Below are 16,841 nucleotides of genomic sequence, written 5' to 3' on the forward strand. Positions count from 1 at the left end.
GCAACCCGGCTGACCCTTTCACTGAAGCTGTTCCGGTTTACCGCAACCGGAGCACTTCAGCGATGACATCCACATCCCCTCTCGACATTGAAAAGGTCAACGACGGACTAGCATCTGTCGCGGCCGCTGCCCCCGTCCCTTTACAGCACTTCGCGCTGGACAATGGCTTGTCCGTCTACCTGCGCGAGGATCTCGGCACTTCGCTGGCTGCAGTCCAGCTGTGGGTGCACGTGGGGGTCAGCCATGAGCCTGTCGGCCATAGCAATCTGTCACACCTGTTGGAGCACTTGGTCTTCGAAGGCAGCAGCAAGCTTGCGGCCGGCCAGTTCAGCAGAGTGATCGCGCGACTTGGCGGCTCCAGCGACGCCGTCACCCTGGATGACGCTACTGCATACCAGATGATGCTGCCGGCCGCTCGCTTGCCGATCGCCCTGGAAATCATGGCAGACGCAATGAGCACCGCCACATTCGGTCAACCCGAGATGGGGCAGGGAGTCAAAGCGGTCGAGGACGAGTATCGGCTCAAGTTCGCAAGCAATGTGCGGGAGCAGGCATACAACCAACACGACATGCTCGCCCATGGCGAGAGTGCATATGCCACACCGAGTTTCGGCTACCCTGCAGATCTGAAAAACATCAAGCTTGAAACACTGCGAACCTGGTATCGCACGTGGTACCACCCCAACAACGCCACGCTGGTGGTGGTAGGTAATGTCGCCCTGTCTACGCTTCGGCTGCACGTATCCCGGTACTTCAGCAGCTTGCCCAGAGCCCCCCTGGCGAAACCACCCATCCCCCGCCATGGCTCCGTCCCTTATGAACGCAAACACACCGTAGCACTGCCGGCACTCAGCAATGGCGTGCGTATGTCGTTCAACGTCCCGAGCTGCGCGACGGCGCTTGACCCAACGTTAGCGCCAACACTGGAACTTATCTGCGACATGCTCGGCAAGGGCGACAGCTCACTGCTGTATAGCGACCTGGTGCGCGAAAGACGCCTGATTTCGAATGTGAGCGTCAATTACGATCCGTTGGTTCGCGGTGACACTCTGCTGACCATTACCGCTGCTGTGAACACCAGCAACGCCACACCCGAGCAAGCCGCAGAGGCGATCTACCAGATGATTGCCGAGCTGCGACTGGCGCCACTGTCATCTGAAGAGCTGGAACGTGCAAAGTTGCGAATGCTCACTCGACGGCTGTTCAGCCTCGATGACCTTGAAGGGCAGGCAACACGAATTGGCGCGGCCGCTGCTGCCGGCCTGTCCCCCTCAGTTCTGGATCAGGAAGCCCGCATTATCGGAAGTTTGGACAGTGCCACGGTGCAGAGCGTGGCGCTTGCCTACCTGGGACGCGAGCGGCTGACCATCACCTACTTTCAGCCAGGAGCAGCAGCATGACCCACGACCACACCCTCACCACGCCTCCATTGCTGTGCGATGGCCCGGCGACCGACACTGCTGTAGCAGCCATGACCAAACTGCAATCAGCCCATGACATCGAGCTTGGCAAAATACCGCCGTTGCAAGCCGAAGCGCAGCAATGGCAGACCCGCGAAGGAGCAAGGGTCAGCTTCATTGCGTCTCATGACCGCCCGATGTTCGATCTGTCGTTGCGCTTCCGGGCCGGCAGCGTGCTGGATGGCCCCGAACCGGGGCTCGCTGCCTTGGTGCTTTACAGCCTCGACCAAGGGACGGAGCAGCTGGAGGCGGCCGACTTTGCAGCACAAATCGAGGGGCTGGGAGCAGTACTGGAGACCCGACTGAAAACCAGCAGCGCCCTCATCACACTGCGCTGCCTTAGCTTGCCAAGCCTTCGCAACAGCGTCATGCAACTGCTCACGGACATGCTTGCACACCCGGCGTTCAGAACTGCTGATGTGGACAAGATCCGAGAACGGCTGGCTTTCCTGGGTTCTGCCCAGGCACGCGGCACGATTAACCGGCTGCTTGAAACGACCAACGCACATGTCTTCAAGGGTCATCCCTATGCGACAGCTTCGATTCCGGCAGACATCAGCAAATTCACCGGCGAGCAGTTGAGGGCTTTCCACCAGCGAGCCTATTCGGCCAGTAATCTCGATATAGGCCTGGTGGGGAACTTGACGCGCGAAGAGGCCGAAGACCTGGTCGGCAAACTCGTTCGCGCGCTCCCTCAGCAGTGGGTCGCGCAGGATTTGCCGCCGGTAGCCCCACACTCGCCCCTTGTCCGGCACATCGAACGCTCCAGTACCACAACCCGCGGTATGCTGACCATTTCATCGAATGTCACAGCGGGTGACATGGTATATCCCGCCCTGACGCTACTGGACGCAATCCTGGGCGGGGGTTATGAATCCCGTCTGATTCAGGAACTACGTGTCCGACGCGGTCTGACCTATGCCATCTATTCCTCGCTCACACCCCATGATGCCGGCAGCTTGTTGCACATACTCTGGGACGTCGCACCACAGTACCGAGACGGGGCAGCGGCGCTGATATCCAGCATTATGCGGTGCCTGGGCGACCGTGGCCCTAGCCAGGCCGAATGCGACATGGCCTTGAACCAGCTAGCGGGTCAACTGCATAAAGAACTTCTGGATAAAGCGAAACTGGCCAAAGCCCTTGCGACTTACAGTCACCATGGATTGCCGGGGAACCATCTTGCTACCTACCTCGACAAGCTAGGCACACTGACACCCGGAAACCTTCGTGAAGCCGCGCAAGTGTGGCTGCGCAACGCCCCGGAAGTATTCGTCTCCATAGGAGCGGACACCGAGCAACTGCCACTGCCGGAGCCTGCGTCGGTCGACCAATAGCGCAGGTACAGTCGCGCTGTTTCATGGCACTCTAGGCAGGCACATCACGAGTTGCCCAGTATGCCAAGCTACAGCGCCACATTTCGCCCGGCCATCGGCCTCTCCAACCCCCACCTGCAAACCTTGTGGGGGCCGCTGTGGCGCAAGCTGCCTGAACTGCATCGCACTCGCGAGCGGCTGTGGCTGGCCGATGGCGACTTCATCGACCTGGACTGGCACGGCCCGCACCAAGCTCAGGCGCCACTCGTGCTGGTACTGCACGGCCTCACCGGCTCATCTCATTCGCCCTACGTCAAAGGCCTGCAGCAATCCCTGCAGGCGCGCGGCTGGGCCAGCGTGGCGGTGAACTGGCGCGGCTGCTCGGGCGAGCCCAACCTGCTGCCACGCAGCTACCATTCGGGCGCCAGCGAAGACCTGGCCGAAATCATCAACCATCTGCGCGCTCAACGCCCGTTGGCACCGCTGTATGCGGTGGGTTACTCCCTGGGTGGCAATGTGTTGCTGAAATACCTGGGCGAAAGCGGCGTCGCCAGCCAGCTGGAGGCCGCGGTGGCAGTGTCGGTGCCGTTCCGCCTCGACCATTGCGCAGACCGCATCGGGCAGGGCTTTTCAAAGGTGTACCAGGCGCATTTCATGCGCGAAATGCTGGCTTATGTGCAGCTCAAGCAACACCACTTCCATGAAAAAGGCGAGCATGAACGACTCGCCAGCTTGCAACGACTTGGCCCGTTGACCAACCTGCGCACGTTCTGGGACTTCGACGGCAAGGTCACCGCACCGTTGAATGGCTTCGTTGACGTTCACGATTACTATCGCCGTTCATCGAGCCATTTCTACCTTGGCCAGAATCGCACGCCGACGCTGATCATCCATTCCAGCGATGACCCCTTCGTTGCCGGCCATAGCCTGCCCACCGCCCGCGAGCTGGCGGCACAGACTCGCTTCGAGCTGCACAGCAGGGGCGGCCATGTGGGGTTTGTCGATGGCAGCTTGCGTAATCCTGGGTATTACCTGGAGCGGCGTATTCCGCAGTGGCTGCTCGAGGGTAACTAGCCTCAACCCTCCTGAGCCTGCGCGATTTCTGTGGGAGCGGGTAAACCCGCTCCCACCTGGTCCCTGCTAAAACGTCGATCTTGTTACTCGCCAGTTGCCACGCCATGCGCGGGGTTGTTGATCCACTCGCTCCACGACCCGGCATACAGCTTGCCCAGCGGATACCCTGCCAGCGCCAACGCAAACAGGTTATGGCAAGCCGTCACCCCAGACCCGCAGTACGACACCAGCTGCTCCGGCGCCCGTCCGCCCAGCTTCTCGGCAAAGCGCTGCCTGAGCTGATCTGCCGGCAGAAAACACCCGTCGGCCCCCAGGTTGTCGCTAAACGCCGCGCACTGGGCCCCAGGAATATGCCCGGCCACCGGATCGATCGGCTCCACTTCACCGCGAAAACGCGGCAAGGCCCGGGCATCGATCAACGTCAGATCCGCAGCGCCCAGACGCTTGGCCAGATGCCCGGCATCGATCAGCAACGTGCTGTCCGGCTCACCGCTGAAAGTGCCATCGCGCTTGTGCGGCGGGTCCAGGCTCAGCGGCAAGTGCGCTGCATGCCAGGCTTTCAAGCCGCCATCGAGAATCGCCACGCCGCTGCGTTTGCCCAGCCAGGCCAGCAGCCACCACGCGCGGGCCGCGAAGGCCCCCGGTCCATCATCGTACAGCACCACCTCACTGTCATTGTCCAGGCCCCACTCACGCAGGCGCCCGACCAGCAGCTGCGCATCCGGCAACGGGTGCCGCCCGGTGCGCCCCTTGCTCACCGGCCCGCTCAGGTCGCGTTCCAGGTCGGCAAAGTGCGCCCCGGCAATATGCCCCTGGGCATAGCTGCGTTGCCCATAGTCCACATCCTCGAGGGCAAAGCGGCAGTCGAGGATCACCAACCCGGGCTCCTCCAGACGCTCGGCCAATTGCTGCGGGGTGATCAATTGCGCAAGGGGCATGACTATCTCCTGATCGATGGCACAAGAGCCCTGGGTTAGTGCTCCAGGGCCTGATTGAACGGTACGTGGAATTCCTGGCACAGGGCATCCACGGCAGTACGGGCGTTGTCGGTGACGAAGCCGAGTTCCAGCACCAGTACCTGATAGACACCGCGCTTGAAGGCTTCTTCACCCAGGTGCGCGGAATGTTCACGCGTGGTGCTGAGAAAACGAACCCAGGAGGTCAGCACGATCCAGGCGTTGATGGTAAGCGACTCGATTTGCGCAGGTGCCATGGCCAGGATGCCGGCCTCGACGAAACCGCGGTAAATCGCCTGGCCCTGGCGCAGGCAGCGCTCGGAAAAACGCCGGTAACGGGCCGCCAGCTCCGCGTCGCTGTCCAGCAGGTGCTCGAGGTCACGGTGCAGGAAGCGGTAGTTCCACATCGCCGCAAGCAAGGCCTTGAGGTAGAAGCGCTTGTCTTCGACAGTCGCCGCACGGCCCTGCGGCGGGCGCAGGAAGCTGTCCACCAGCGCTTCGTACTGGCTGAACAGGAGCGCGATGATCGCCTGCTTGTTGGGGAAGTGGTAATAGAGATTGCCGGGCGAAATTTCCATGTGCGCGGCAATGTGGTTGGTACTGACGCTGCGTTCGCCCTGCTGGTTGAACAGCTCCAGGCTGTTCTGCACGATGCGCTCTCGGGTCTTAATGCGCGGTGCCATGCTCGGCTCCCAGTCTGCGGGCCTTGGTAAAGGCTTATCTTACGGTGTATTAGCGGTCGAATGCACCGCTGGATCACCAGCAAAAAGTCGCACCACCGTGCAAGTTAGAGTATAGGCTCTAGAGGTTCCCTCGCCCGGATTCGACACCATCATGAACTCGCCCAGTGCCTTGCCCCCTGTGCAATTCGACCTCGACCTTGCAGCGATGTTTGCTGCCCAACGCCAGGCCTTTGCCGGTAACCCGTCGCCACCGGAGGCGCAGCGGCGCCAGTGGCTGAAAAGCCTGCGCGAAGCCCTGCTGAGTGGCCAGGCCGAATTGATCGCAGCCATCACACAGGACTTTGCCGGGCGTAGCGCCGATGAAACCCTGCTGGCCGAACTGCTACCGTCGGTGCAAGGCCTGCGCCACGCCGAAAGACACCTGCAGCGCTGGATGCGCGCCAGCCGGCGGCGAGCCGGCCTGGCCTTTCAGCCCGCCAGGGCACAGGTGCGCTATCAACCCTTGGGGGTGGTCGGCATCATCGTGCCTTGGAACTATCCGCTGTTCCTCGCCATCGGTCCGCTGACCTGCGCCCTGGCAGCCGGCAACCGGGTCATGCTCAAGCTCAGCGAAGCCACGCCCGCTACCGGCCTTGCGCTTCAGCAACTGCTGGCGCAGGTATTCCCCAGCGACCTGGTCAACGTGGTGTTGGGTGAAGTCGAGATAGGCCAGGCGTTCGCCCGCCTGCCATTCGACCACCTGCTGTTCACCGGAGCCACCAGCGTGGGCCGTCAGGTAATGCTGGCTGCTGCGCAGAACCTGACACCGGTCACCCTGGAACTGGGCGGCAAGTCACCTGCCATTGTTTCGGCCGATGTGCCGCTCGACGCTGCCGCCGAGCGCATCGCCTTCGGCAAGACCCTCAACGCCGGCCAGACCTGCGTGGCGCCCGACTACGTGCTGGTGCCGCGCGAACGCCTGGACGCCTTCAGCGACGCCTACCAGGGCGCCGTGCGCCGCCTGTACCCACACATCGACGACAACCCCGACTACACAGCCATCATCAACCCGCGCCAGTTGCAGCGCCTGCAGCACCTACTGGACGATGCCCGTGCCAAGGGTGCGCAGGTGATCGACCTGTACCCTGACGAAGCCCGCCAGGGCCGTCGCCTGCCGCCACATTTGCTGCTGCGGGTAGACGACAGCATGCAGGTGATGCAGGACGAGATTTTCGGCCCGCTGCTGCCACTGGTGCCCTACGACGGCCTCGATCAGGCGCTGGCGTACATCAACCAGCGCCCGCGCCCACTGGCGCTGTATTACTTCGGCTATGACCGCGCCGGCCAGGAGCATGTGCTGCAACATACCCATTCTGGCGGCGTGTGCCTGAACGACACCCTGCTGCATGTCGCTCAGGATGACCTGCCCTTCGGCGGCATCGGCCCTTCGGGTATGGGCCATTACCATGGCCATGACGGTTTCCTGACCTTCAGCAAGGCCAAGGCGGTGCTGGCCAAGCAACGCTTCAACGCCGCCCGGCTGATCTACCCACCTTATGGCAAGGCCTTGCAGCGCCTGGTCTACAAGCTGTTCATCCGCTGAGGGCCGGGCCATCCAACGCCGTGCCCTGCCGCGCTTCGACCTGCCCGTCTGTGATTTCCATGCCGGCGCCAGGCTCAGCGCGGCCCTGGTCGCCCGCCTGGCACACAGTGCATGACAAGCAACAACGCCCCTGTCTATAGTGCCATCAGCTGGCCGCATGACTTGGCCGGGGCGCCGTCGCTGCGCTACCATCCGACTCCCCAACGCACTCCAGCCAGGATGACGCGATGAACCGAGTGTTGTACCCGGGTACTTTCGACCCCATTACCAAAGGCCATGGCGACCTGGTCGAGCGCGCTTCGCGGCTGTTCGACCACGTGATCATCGCGGTGGCGGCCAGCCCCAAGAAAAACCCGCTGTTCCAGCTGGAACAACGGGTGGAGCTCGCCCGTGAGGTCACCAAGCACCTGCCCAATGTCGAAGTCATCGGCTTCTCTTCCCTGCTGGCACATTTTGCCAAGGAACAGGGCGCCAACGTCTTCCTGCGCGGCCTGCGTGCGGTGTCCGACTTCGAGTACGAATTCCAGCTGGCGAACATGAACCGGCAACTGGCACCCGATGTCGAGAGCCTGTTCCTGACGCCTTCGGAGCGGTATTCGTTCATTTCCTCGACCTTGGTCCGGGAAATCGCCGCATTGGGCGGTGACATCACCAAGTTCGTCCACCCGGTGGTGGCCGAGGCGCTGACCGAACGCTTCAAGAAGCAGGTCTGATGCCTGATTGTCGCGCCCGCGTGCACTGCGGGCGCGAATGCGGCACAATTGTGCCCATTGCGTTGAACATGCCCGGGCGCTGAGCCCCGGCCGGAGCCCCCATGTCCCTGATCATCACCGACGATTGCATCAACTGCGACGTCTGCGAACCCGAGTGCCCGAACGAGGCCATCTCCCAAGGCGAAGAGATCTACGTGATCGACCCTAACCTGTGCACCCAGTGCGTGGGCCATTACGACGAGCCGCAGTGCCAGCAGGTCTGCCCGGTCGACTGCATCCCGCTGGATGAAGCACACCCGGAAACCGAAGAACAGCTGATGGCCAAGTACCAGCGGATCACCGGCAAGGCCTGATATCAGGTCAGCCCTCATCGCCGGCAAGCCAGCTCCCACAGGGATATCACCGCTCTTGAGGGCTGTGCAGTATCTGTGGGAGCTGGCTTGCCGGCGATAGGGCCCTGAGCCTTAGCGCTGGCAGCGCGGGCAGAATACGCTGGCCCGCTGCCCCAGCTTGACCTCGCGCAACTCCGTGCCACACACCTTGCACGGCTGCCCGCCACGCCCGTACACAAACAGCTCCTGCTGGAAATACCCCGGCTGCCCGTCGCCCCCGATGAAGTCGCGCAGGGTGGTACCCCCTCGCTCGATCGCCGCCGCCAGCACCCGTTTGATCTCGATAGCCAGCTTCAGGTAGCGCGCCCGGGAAATCCCGCCCGCGGCCCGCCGTGGGTCGATACCTGCGGCAAACAGCGCCTCGGTGGCGTAGATGTTGCCCACCCCCACCACCACCGCGTTGTCCATGATGAACGGCTTCACCGCCATCGACCGCCCGCGCGACAGCTGGAACAGCCGCTCACCGTCGAACAGGTCGGTCAGTGGCTCCGGCCCCAGCCGCAACAGCAGTTCGTGATTCAGCGGGTCGGGGCTCCAGAGCATCGCGCCGAAGCGGCGCGGGTCGGTGTAGCGCAGCATCAGCCCCGACTCCAGCTCGATGTCGACGTGCTCATGCTTGGCCGCCGGTAGCCCCAGCTCGACCAGACGCAAGTTGCCCGACATGCCCAGATGGCTGATCAGGGTGCCGACCTCGGCATTGATCAGCAGGTATTTGGCGCGCCGCTCGACGCTGACGATGCGCTGGCCTGACAGGCGCACGTCCAGGTCTTCCGGGATCGGCCAGCGCAAGCGCCGGTCACGCACTACCACGCGGCTGACCCGCTGGCCCTCCAGATGTGGCGCGATACCGCGCCGGGTGGTTTCTACTTCGGGTAATTCCGGCATGTGTCAGTGCCCGCCCAGCTCGCGAATGTTCTGCTTGAGGTTTTCGAAATCGTATTCCGACAGGCCAATGTAATCGAGCACCAGCGGGCCGACCACATTCCATTCATGGTCCACGGCCTGGTTGCCCAGCACCCGATAGGATGCACAGATATGCTCGGCCATCTTCAGCACCGCGAGCAGGTTTTTCAGCTGGCTTTGGGTATTGCGCGAGGTATCGTCGCGGAACACCGCCAAGGCGTTGTGGTGGTTGGCGATAGCCGCAGTCAGGTGCTCGGGCAGGCGCCACGATTTGGCAGTGAAATAGCCGACCACCGAATGGTTGGTGTTGAACGCGCGGTTTTCGGTGTCGACCACCCGCGTGTCCCCATCGGCATTGGCGTAGGCTTGTTCCAGCACCTCCATGTAGTTGGGGAAGCGCTTGAGCATCAGCGGCACGCCGCAGTCGTGGAACAACCCCATCGTGTAAGCCTCGTCTGCTGCCTGGATGCCCGTGCGCTTGGCCAGGGTCAGGCAGGTCATCGCCACGTCCTGGGCGGTGTCCCAGAAACGGTTGAGGGTAACGATGGTTTCATCGCTCATCTCGCCCTTGATCGACTGGGCGTTGATCAGGTTGATGATGGAGCGGCTGCCCAGCAGATTCACCGCGCGCTGGATCGAACCGATCTTGTTGGAAAGGCCGAAATGCGCAGAGTTGACCAGCTTGAGCAAGGCGCCCGAGAGGCCCGGGTCCTGGGAAATCAGCTTGGCGATGGTTTCCAGGTCCGGGTCAGGCATGTACTGCTCGAACTGCAGGTCGACCATGATCTGCGGTTGCGGCGGGATGGTAATGCCTTGCAAGGCTTGCTGGATCTGTTCGGCGCTGAGTTCTTGGGACATGCGTGCACACTCGTTTAGGACGGGGGATTCTAACCCGGCAGCAGCAGCCGTGGCGCATGCCTTGTTCCCTTTGTCGAGGCCCTGCACCGATCAATGGGCAGACAGGCTATACTCCCGCTCTTTTTTCCCGGAGCGACGTCATGTCCCTGCCCAGCCTTCGCCTCAAAGCCAATGCCGACCGCCGCCTGCGCGCCGGACACCTGTGGGTCTACAGCAACGAAATCGACGTCAGCGCGACCCCGCTGCAAGGCTTTCAGGCCGGCCAGCAGGCCGTGCTCGAAGCGGCCAATGGCAAGCCGCTGGGCATCGTCGCACTGAGCCCGAACAACCTGATCTGCGCCCGGCTGCTGTCGCGCGATATCAAGCTGCCGCTGGACAAGTCGCTGCTGGTACACCGCCTGAACGTCGCCCTGTCCCTGCGCGAGCGCCTTTTCGACAAGCCGTGCTACCGCCTCGTCTACGGTGACTCCGACCTGTTGCCAGGCCTGGTGGTCGACCGTTTCTTCGACATCCTCGTGGTGCAACTGGCCTCGGCCACCATGGAAGCGCACAAGGATGACGTGATCGCGGCCCTGATCCAGGTGCTCAAGCCCAGCGGCATCCTGTTCAAGAACGATTCCGCAGCGCGCGACGCCGAAGGCCTGCAACGCTATGTCGAAACGGTCTACGGCGAAGTCCCGGACTGGGTCCCGCTGGAAGAAAACGGCGTCAGGTTCGAAGCCCCGGTACGCGAAGGCCAGAAGACCGGCTGGTTCTACGACCACCGCATGAACCGTGCGCGCCTGGCACCTTATGTGAAGGGCAAGCGCGTGCTCGACCTGTTCAGCTACATCGGTGGCTGGGGCGTGCAGGCCGGTGCGTTTGGCGCCAGCGAAGTGTTCTGCGTCGATGCCTCGGGCTTCGCCCTGGATGGCGTGGAGCGTAACGCGGCACTGAACGGCATCAGCGAGAAGCTGACCTGCATCGAAGGCGATGTGTTCGAAGCCCTGCGCGAGCTCAAGGCTGCCGAAGAGCGCTTCGACGTGATCATTGCCGACCCACCCGCCTTCATCAAGCGCAAGAAAGACCTGAAAAACGGTGAAGCCGCCTACCGCCGCCTGAACGAGCAAGCCATGCGCATGCTCAACAAGGACGGCATCCTGGTCAGTGCTTCTTGCTCGATGCACCTGCCGGAAGATGACCTGAACAACATCCTGCTGACCAGCGCCCGCCACCTGGACCGCAACCTGCAGCTGCTCGAGCGCGGCGGCCAGGGCCCGGACCACCCGGTGCACCCGGCCATTGCCGAAACCCGCTACATCAAGAGCATCACCTGCCGCCTGCTGCCGAACAGCTGATACACACTGACGCCACTGGGGCCGCATTGCGGCCCAGTGGTCGCTCAGATATCCAGCACGCAGGACGCAATCCCGAAGTGCACCAGCACATATGCGCGGTAATGGTTTCCTCGAATGCGGCGATACCCGCGCCCGAGAAAAGATTGCCAGATACCAGCAGCATCAGCCACCGCACCCGCTTGCGGTACAGCAGGCTGACGCGTCTCAGAAGCATCCTGCAAACCGCCGCTCATTTGACCAAAGCCACCGCCCAGACACATCGCCATTCCCTCGCCGCGCCAGCGGTGTAGAATCGGCCTATTCATCGCCAGTCATCCCCGGCGGGTTTATGAGCTCTGGCCAAGCACGCGGCGATCCCGTGGTGTCTTCGGCCCCATCCGTGCCAGTGGCAACCGGCCTGCGGCGCAAAGGAAAAGAGAAGCTCACTCCCCTTTATGTGACCTGATTAAGCCGCCAGGAGTGTTTCATGCCTGATTATCGTTCCAAGACTTCCACCCACGGCCGCAACATGGCCGGCGCCCGTGCCCTGTGGCGCGCCACCGGCATGAAGGACGACGATTTCAAGAAACCGATCATCGCCATCGCCAACTCGTTCACCCAGTTCGTCCCGGGCCACGTGCACCTGAAGGACCTGGGCCAGCTGGTCGCCCGTGAAATCGAACGCGCCGGTGGCGTGGCCAAGGAATTCAACACCATCGCGGTGGACGACGGCATCGCCATGGGCCACGACGGCATGCTGTACTCGCTGCCAAGCCGCGAGATCATTGCCGACGCCGTGGAATACATGGTCAATGCGCACTGCGCCGACGCCATCGTGTGCATTTCCAACTGCGACAAGATCACCCCCGGCATGCTGATGGCCGCCCTGCGCCTGAACATCCCGGTCATCTTCGTCTCCGGTGGCCCGATGGAGGCCGGCAAGACCAAGCTGGCCAGCCACGGCCTGGACCTGGTCGATGCCATGGTCATCGCTGCGGACTCCTCGGCTTCCGACGAAAAAGTCGCCGAGTACGAGCGTAGCGCCTGCCCGACCTGCGGTTCGTGCTCGGGTATGTTCACCGCCAACTCGATGAACTGCCTGACCGAAGCCCTGGGTCTGGCCTTGCCAGGCAACGGTTCGACCCTGGCCACCCACTCCGACCGCGAGCAGCTGTTCCTCACTGCCGGCCGCACCATCGTCGAGCTGTGCAAGCGCTACTACGGCGAAAACGACGCCTCCGTGCTGCCGCGCAGCATCGCCAACTTCAAGGCGTTCGAAAACGCCATGATGCTCGACATCGCCATGGGCGGTTCGACCAATACCATCCTGCACTTGCTGGCAGCAGCCCAGGAAGGCGAGGTCGAGTTCGACCTGCGCGACATCGACCGCCTGTCGCGCACGGTGCCGCAGCTGTGCAAGGTTGCGCCAAACATCCAGAAGTACCACATGGAAGACGTGCATCGCGCCGGCGGCATCTTCAGCATCCTCGGCTCGCTGGCCCGTGGCGGCCTGCTGCACACCGACCTGCCGACCGTGCACAGCAACAGCATGGAAGAAGCCATCGCCAAGTGGGACATCACCCAGACCGATGACGAAGCAGTGCACACCTTCTTCAAGGCAGGCCCTGCCGGCATCCCGACCCAGACTGCGTTCAGCCAGTCGACCCGTTGGGAAACCCTCGACGACGACCGTGAAAACGGCTGCATCCGCAGCTTTGAACACGCCTACTCGCAAGAGGGCGGCCTGGCCGTGCTGTACGGCAACATCGCCCTCGACGGGTGCGTGGTAAAAACCGCCGGTGTCGACGAGTCGATCCACGTGTTCGAAGGCAACGCGAAGATCTTCGAAAGCCAGGACAGCGCCGTACGCGGCATCCTTGCCGACGAAGTGCAGGCGGGCGACATCGTGATCATTCGCTACGAAGGCCCGAAAGGCGGCCCGGGCATGCAAGAAATGCTCTACCCGACCTCGTACCTGAAGTCCAAAGGCCTGGGCAAGGCGTGCGCGCTGCTCACCGACGGTCGCTTCTCGGGCGGTACCTCGGGCCTGTCGATCGGCCACGCCTCGCCGGAAGCTGCCGCAGGCGGTGCCATCGGCCTGGTGCGCGACGGCGACAAGGTGCTGATCGACATCCCCAACCGTTCGATCAACTTGCTGGTCAGTGACGAAGAGCTGGCTCAGCGTCGTATCGAGCAGGACAAGAAGGGCTGGAAACCGGTTGAAGTTCGCCCACGCAAGGTGACTACCGCGCTGAAGGCTTATGCCCTGCTGGCGACCAGTGCCGACAAGGGTGCTGTGCGTAACAAGGCGATGCTCGAAGGGCTCTGAAGCTCTCTCTGGCGGAAATGAGAAACCGGCGCCTTGAGCGCCGGTTTTTTTATGCCTGTGCCGGCCTCTTCGCGGGTAAACCCGCTCCCACAGGTACTGCACAGATTTCAGATGCTGTGGAGTACCTGTGGGAGCTGGCTTGCCGGCGATAGGGCCAGTACAGGCAACACAACAATTACTGAATCTGCTCCGGCGTCACGATCACCCAGTTCTTGTCCGCCGTCACCGGCAATCCTTCCCTGGCCTGCGCCGCCGCGTTCCTGGCAATCATCCCGTTCAGCTGGTCCATGTACTTGGCCTTGCGGTTTATCCACAAGTGGATGCCACCCTTGCTCACGTCCACGCCATGAAACTGCATGTAGCCGTCACTGGTCGGCGTATCACCGCCCACCAGCACCGGCTTCTTCCACTCATCGATATAGGTCAGGATCGCTGCCTGCTTGCCCGCCATCCAGGTGGCCGGGGTCCACAGGTACGGGGTCAGCTCCAGCCCCTGATTGGCCTTGGCATCGTATTGCCCGGCGCTGATCTGCTTGCGCGCGGTGGTCAGCTGGCCGCTGGCCCTGTCCTTGAGCAGCAGGCTTACGCCAATCACGTTCTGCGGCTTCACGTTGTAGCCGTACTTAGGGTCCGAGGCGACCATGCGCACCAGCTCCTCGGAGGCGGCAGAAACCACATAGACCTCGATACCGTTCTCCATCAGCTTGTTGTACAACTCGGCCTGGCCCTTGAAGACCTTGGGCGGCTGTACCTCGATGGCCTTGACCTGATCCCCTTCGTAATAGGTACTGGGGATCGGCTGGGCGGTGGCCATCAGCTCATCTACCTGCACCTTCAGCTCCTGCAGGGTAAAGCCGGAGAACACCTGGGCCACCCACGGGTAGCAGACCATGTCGTCCACTTCGCACAGCCGGTAGTAGTAGCTGAAAAGGCTTTCCTTGTGCTCGGCGGTATCCTTGAATGGCATCAGTTTCAGCGAAGGGTCGAGTTTCTCACGGCTTAGCAGGCCCTTGTTTTCCATGAAAGGCAGCAACGCCTCTTCAAGGTCGTAGCGGTAACTGGTGTTGTCCATGTCGAACACCGCGTAATTGCCTTGGTTGGCATTGGCAGCAATCATGCTGTCGAGCTGCCTGGCAGCCTCGGCGGGCCAATGCTTGAGCTCGGTGGCATAGGTTTCGAGGCTGAACAGCACGGACAGACTGAGAGCGACAGCTTTCGCAGCGAACTTCATGGCCGAATCTCCTGAAATGACCCAGAAACGCTAGTGCAACAATCCCTGCCAACAACCTTCGTTAGCGACCCCTATGCAGCTGTAAACGCCGCGTTCATTGCAATCCGCGACAGGCCGTTATTCCATAAACGACTATGCAAATTCCATTTGGGTATAAATTCGTTTGTTTTCAGCCTGTTAGCATTTCCGTTCGCAATCGCTCACAGAGGCGATGCCTCATCTGCTTTTTTCTGCTGGAGCTTCAATGAACCTGCCGCTGTCTCTTAACCTGCTGGCGTTCCTGGCCCTGCTGCTGGGCCTGGCACAAACCCGCCGCACCGACTGGAGCCTGGCCAAGAAGGTACTGCTGGGCCTGGTGCTGGGTGTGGTCTTCGGCCTGGCCCTGCATACGGTCTATGGTGCTGGCCACCCGGTGCTCAAAGCCACCATCGCCTGGCTTGACCTGGTGGGCAACGGCTATGTCGGCCTGTTGCAGATGATCGTCATGCCACTGATCTTCGCCTCGATCCTCAGTGCCGTTGCCCGCCTGCACAACGCGTCGTCGCTGGGCCGCATCAGCGTGCTGAGCATCGGCACCCTGCTGCTGACCACCGCCATTGCCGCACTGATCGGCATCGTCCTCACCAACCTGTTCGGCCTCAGTGCCGAAGGCCTGGTGGCCGGCGTGCAGGAAAGCGCGCGCATGCAGGTCATCCACAGCGACTACGCGGGCAAGGTCGCCGACCTCAACATCCCGCAGCTGCTGCTGTCGTTCATCCCCAGCAACCCGGTGGGTGACCTGGCACGGGCCAAGCCGACCTCGATCATCAGCGTGGTGATCTTCGCCGTGTTCGTCGGCCTGGCCGCATTGCAGCTGATCAAGGATGACGCCGAGAAAGGCGCACGCGCCTTGTCGGCCATCGACACCCTGCAGGCCTGGGTAATGCGCCTGGTACGGGTGGTGATGAAGCTGACCCCGTATGGCGTACTGGCCCTGATGACCAAGGTCGTGGCCAGCTCCAACATGGAAGACATCCTCAAGCTGGGCAGCTTCGTGGTGGTTTCGTACCTGGGCCTTGGGCTGATGTTCGTGGTGCATGCCGTCATCCTGGCTGCGACCGGGGTGAGCCCGCTGCGCTTCTTCCGCAAGGTGTGGCCAGTGCTGACCTTCGCCTTCACCAGCCGCTCCAGCGCCGCCAGCATTCCGCTGAATATCGAAGCGCAGACTCGCCGCCTGGGCGTGCCACAGTCCATCGCCAGCTTCAGCGCCTCGTTCGGCACCACCATCGGCCAGAACGGCTGCGCCGGGCTCTATCCCGCCATGTTGGCGGTGATGGTGGCGCCGGCGGTTGGCATCGACACCTTCGACCCGCTGTGGATCGCCACGCTGGTGGCCATCGTCACCCTGAGTTCGGCCGGGGTTGCCGGGGTAGGCGGCGGCGCCACGTTCGCCGCGCTGATCGTGCTGCCGGCCATGGGCTTGCCGGTTGAACTGGTGGCGTTGCTGATTTCCGTGGAACCGCTGATCGACATGGGCCGCACGGCACTGAACGTGAACGGTTCGATGACTGCGGGCGTGGTAACCAGCCAGTTGCTGAAAGAAACCGACAAGGACGTGCTGGCAGGCGATGAGCATGCCGAGCTGAGTCATTCCTGACGGGTGGCCGGGGCTGCTTTGCAGCCCCAATATCCAGTAACGCAATGACATGGGAAGCGAGCAACAGCTGGCTACGGGCGCCGCTATACTTCAGCCTGGGCTTTGCGAATACTCCAAGGAGAAGGACCTGCCCATGCACTCGCAAGACATGACCCAGGCCGAAGCCGAAGAGATTCGGGTTGAAGTCGCCAAGATCCGCGTCGAGGTGGACAAACTGATCGCCGAGACGCGCAAGCTGAATGCTGAAGCCGTCAAAATGACCCGCGAAACCTTCTGGTATCCGGTTGCCATTGCTGTCGGATTCGTCACCACGGTCGCTACTGTCACCGCAGTAATCATCAAGCTGCTCACCTGAGCGCCCCCGGTAAGAGCGGCGGTACGGCGATCCGATT

The 16,841-nt window shown here is 62.2% G+C and carries 16 protein-coding genes; 10 read left to right on the forward strand and 6 right to left on the reverse strand.

All coding sequences use genetic code 11. From position 1 onward, the window contains the following. Positions 1-62: 62 nt before the first annotated feature. The 3 genes from AC5O5R_RS25690 to AC5O5R_RS25700 are packed head-to-tail and all read left to right on the forward strand — an operon-like array spanning position 63 to position 3,850. Positions 63-1,400, forward strand: a complete 1,338-nt coding sequence (locus AC5O5R_RS25690; protein ID WP_494514824.1) for a M16 family metallopeptidase — start codon at positions 63-65, stop codon at positions 1,398-1,400. Then, entirely contained in the window at positions 1,397-2,797 is a 1,401-nt protein-coding gene (locus AC5O5R_RS25695) for a M16 family metallopeptidase (RefSeq protein WP_494514825.1), read from the forward strand. The genes AC5O5R_RS25690 and AC5O5R_RS25695 overlap by 4 nt, the downstream gene beginning before the upstream one ends. 60 nt (positions 2,798-2,857) lie before the next feature. Then, the gene (locus tag AC5O5R_RS25700) at positions 2,858-3,850 is read left to right on the forward strand and encodes a hydrolase (RefSeq protein ID WP_172227229.1); all 993 of its coding nucleotides are present in this window, start codon (positions 2,858-2,860) and stop codon (positions 3,848-3,850) included. Between the two features lie 83 nt (positions 3,851-3,933). On the opposite strand, the gene AC5O5R_RS25705 is transcribed toward AC5O5R_RS25700, so the two are convergent. Continuing rightward, complete coding sequence (locus AC5O5R_RS25705) at positions 3,934-4,788, reverse strand: sulfurtransferase (protein ID WP_494514826.1); 855 nt, start codon at positions 4,786-4,788, stop codon at positions 3,934-3,936. A gap of 35 nt (positions 4,789-4,823) precedes the next feature. Next, complete coding sequence (locus AC5O5R_RS25710; RefSeq protein ID WP_172286543.1) at positions 4,824-5,489, reverse strand: TetR/AcrR family transcriptional regulator; 666 nt, start codon at positions 5,487-5,489, stop codon at positions 4,824-4,826. Positions 5,490-5,640: 151 nt separating this feature from the next. On the opposite strand from AC5O5R_RS25710, the gene AC5O5R_RS25715 reads away from it, so the two are divergent. The 3 genes from AC5O5R_RS25715 to AC5O5R_RS25725 all read left to right on the forward strand — a co-directional run bounded on the left by AC5O5R_RS25715 (position 5,641) and on the right by AC5O5R_RS25725 (position 8,137). Continuing rightward, a complete protein-coding gene (locus tag AC5O5R_RS25715; protein ID WP_494514827.1) occupies positions 5,641-7,071 on the forward strand; it encodes a coniferyl aldehyde dehydrogenase in 1,431 nt (476 codons plus the stop codon). 227 nt (positions 7,072-7,298) lie between these two features. After that, a complete protein-coding gene (gene coaD, locus AC5O5R_RS25720; protein ID WP_172227222.1) occupies positions 7,299-7,784 on the forward strand; it encodes a pantetheine-phosphate adenylyltransferase in 486 nt (161 codons plus the stop codon). 101 nt (positions 7,785-7,885) lie between these two features. Next, positions 7,886-8,137: a YfhL family 4Fe-4S dicluster ferredoxin gene (locus AC5O5R_RS25725; protein WP_172227220.1), complete on the forward strand. Its 252-nt coding sequence runs from the start codon at positions 7,886-7,888 to the stop codon at positions 8,135-8,137. A 111-nt stretch (positions 8,138-8,248) separates the two neighbouring features. Here the strand turns inward: AC5O5R_RS25725 and mutM are convergent, their stop codons facing one another. Both mutM and AC5O5R_RS25735 read right to left on the reverse strand, forming a co-directional pair. Further along, on the reverse strand, positions 8,249-9,061 hold the full coding sequence (mutM, locus tag AC5O5R_RS25730) for a bifunctional DNA-formamidopyrimidine glycosylase/DNA-(apurinic or apyrimidinic site) lyase (RefSeq protein WP_172227218.1): 813 nt from the start codon (positions 9,059-9,061) through the stop codon (positions 8,249-8,251). Positions 9,062-9,064: 3 nt separating this feature from the next. Beyond that, positions 9,065-9,883 (reverse strand): HDOD domain-containing protein, encoded by an 819-nt coding sequence (locus tag AC5O5R_RS25735; RefSeq protein WP_172227239.1) that lies wholly within the window; start codon positions 9,881-9,883, stop codon positions 9,065-9,067. 194 nt (positions 9,884-10,077) lie between these two features. On the opposite strand from AC5O5R_RS25735, the gene AC5O5R_RS25740 reads away from it, so the two are divergent. Then, positions 10,078-11,274, forward strand: a complete 1,197-nt coding sequence (locus AC5O5R_RS25740; RefSeq protein WP_172227216.1) for a class I SAM-dependent rRNA methyltransferase — start codon at positions 10,078-10,080, stop codon at positions 11,272-11,274. A gap of 44 nt (positions 11,275-11,318) precedes the next feature. On the opposite strand, the gene AC5O5R_RS25745 is transcribed toward AC5O5R_RS25740, so the two are convergent. Next, a complete protein-coding gene (locus AC5O5R_RS25745) occupies positions 11,319-11,579 on the reverse strand; it encodes a hypothetical protein (RefSeq protein WP_256676330.1) in 261 nt (86 codons plus the stop codon). 161 nt (positions 11,580-11,740) lie between these two features. Here AC5O5R_RS25745 and ilvD point away from each other — a divergent pair, with 161 nt between their 5' ends. Beyond that, positions 11,741-13,582 (forward strand): dihydroxy-acid dehydratase, encoded by a 1,842-nt coding sequence (gene ilvD / locus AC5O5R_RS25750; protein WP_172286541.1) that lies wholly within the window; start codon positions 11,741-11,743, stop codon positions 13,580-13,582. Positions 13,583-13,757: 175 nt separating this feature from the next. On the opposite strand, the gene AC5O5R_RS25755 is transcribed toward ilvD, so the two are convergent. After that, complete coding sequence (locus AC5O5R_RS25755) at positions 13,758-14,813, reverse strand: HAD family hydrolase (RefSeq protein ID WP_172286540.1); 1,056 nt, start codon at positions 14,811-14,813, stop codon at positions 13,758-13,760. Positions 14,814-15,057: 244 nt separating this feature from the next. Between AC5O5R_RS25755 and AC5O5R_RS25760 the strand changes: the two genes are divergently transcribed. Beyond that, the gene (locus AC5O5R_RS25760) at positions 15,058-16,449 is read left to right on the forward strand and encodes an L-cystine transporter (protein WP_172286539.1); all 1,392 of its coding nucleotides are present in this window, start codon (positions 15,058-15,060) and stop codon (positions 16,447-16,449) included. A 148-nt stretch (positions 16,450-16,597) separates the two neighbouring features. After that, positions 16,598-16,804 (forward strand): hypothetical protein, encoded by a 207-nt coding sequence (locus tag AC5O5R_RS25765; RefSeq protein WP_172286550.1) that lies wholly within the window; start codon positions 16,598-16,600, stop codon positions 16,802-16,804. Positions 16,805-16,841 lie beyond the last annotated feature (37 nt).

The sequence above is a fragment of the Pseudomonas sp. 8_5_2 genome, from assembly GCF_059295255.1.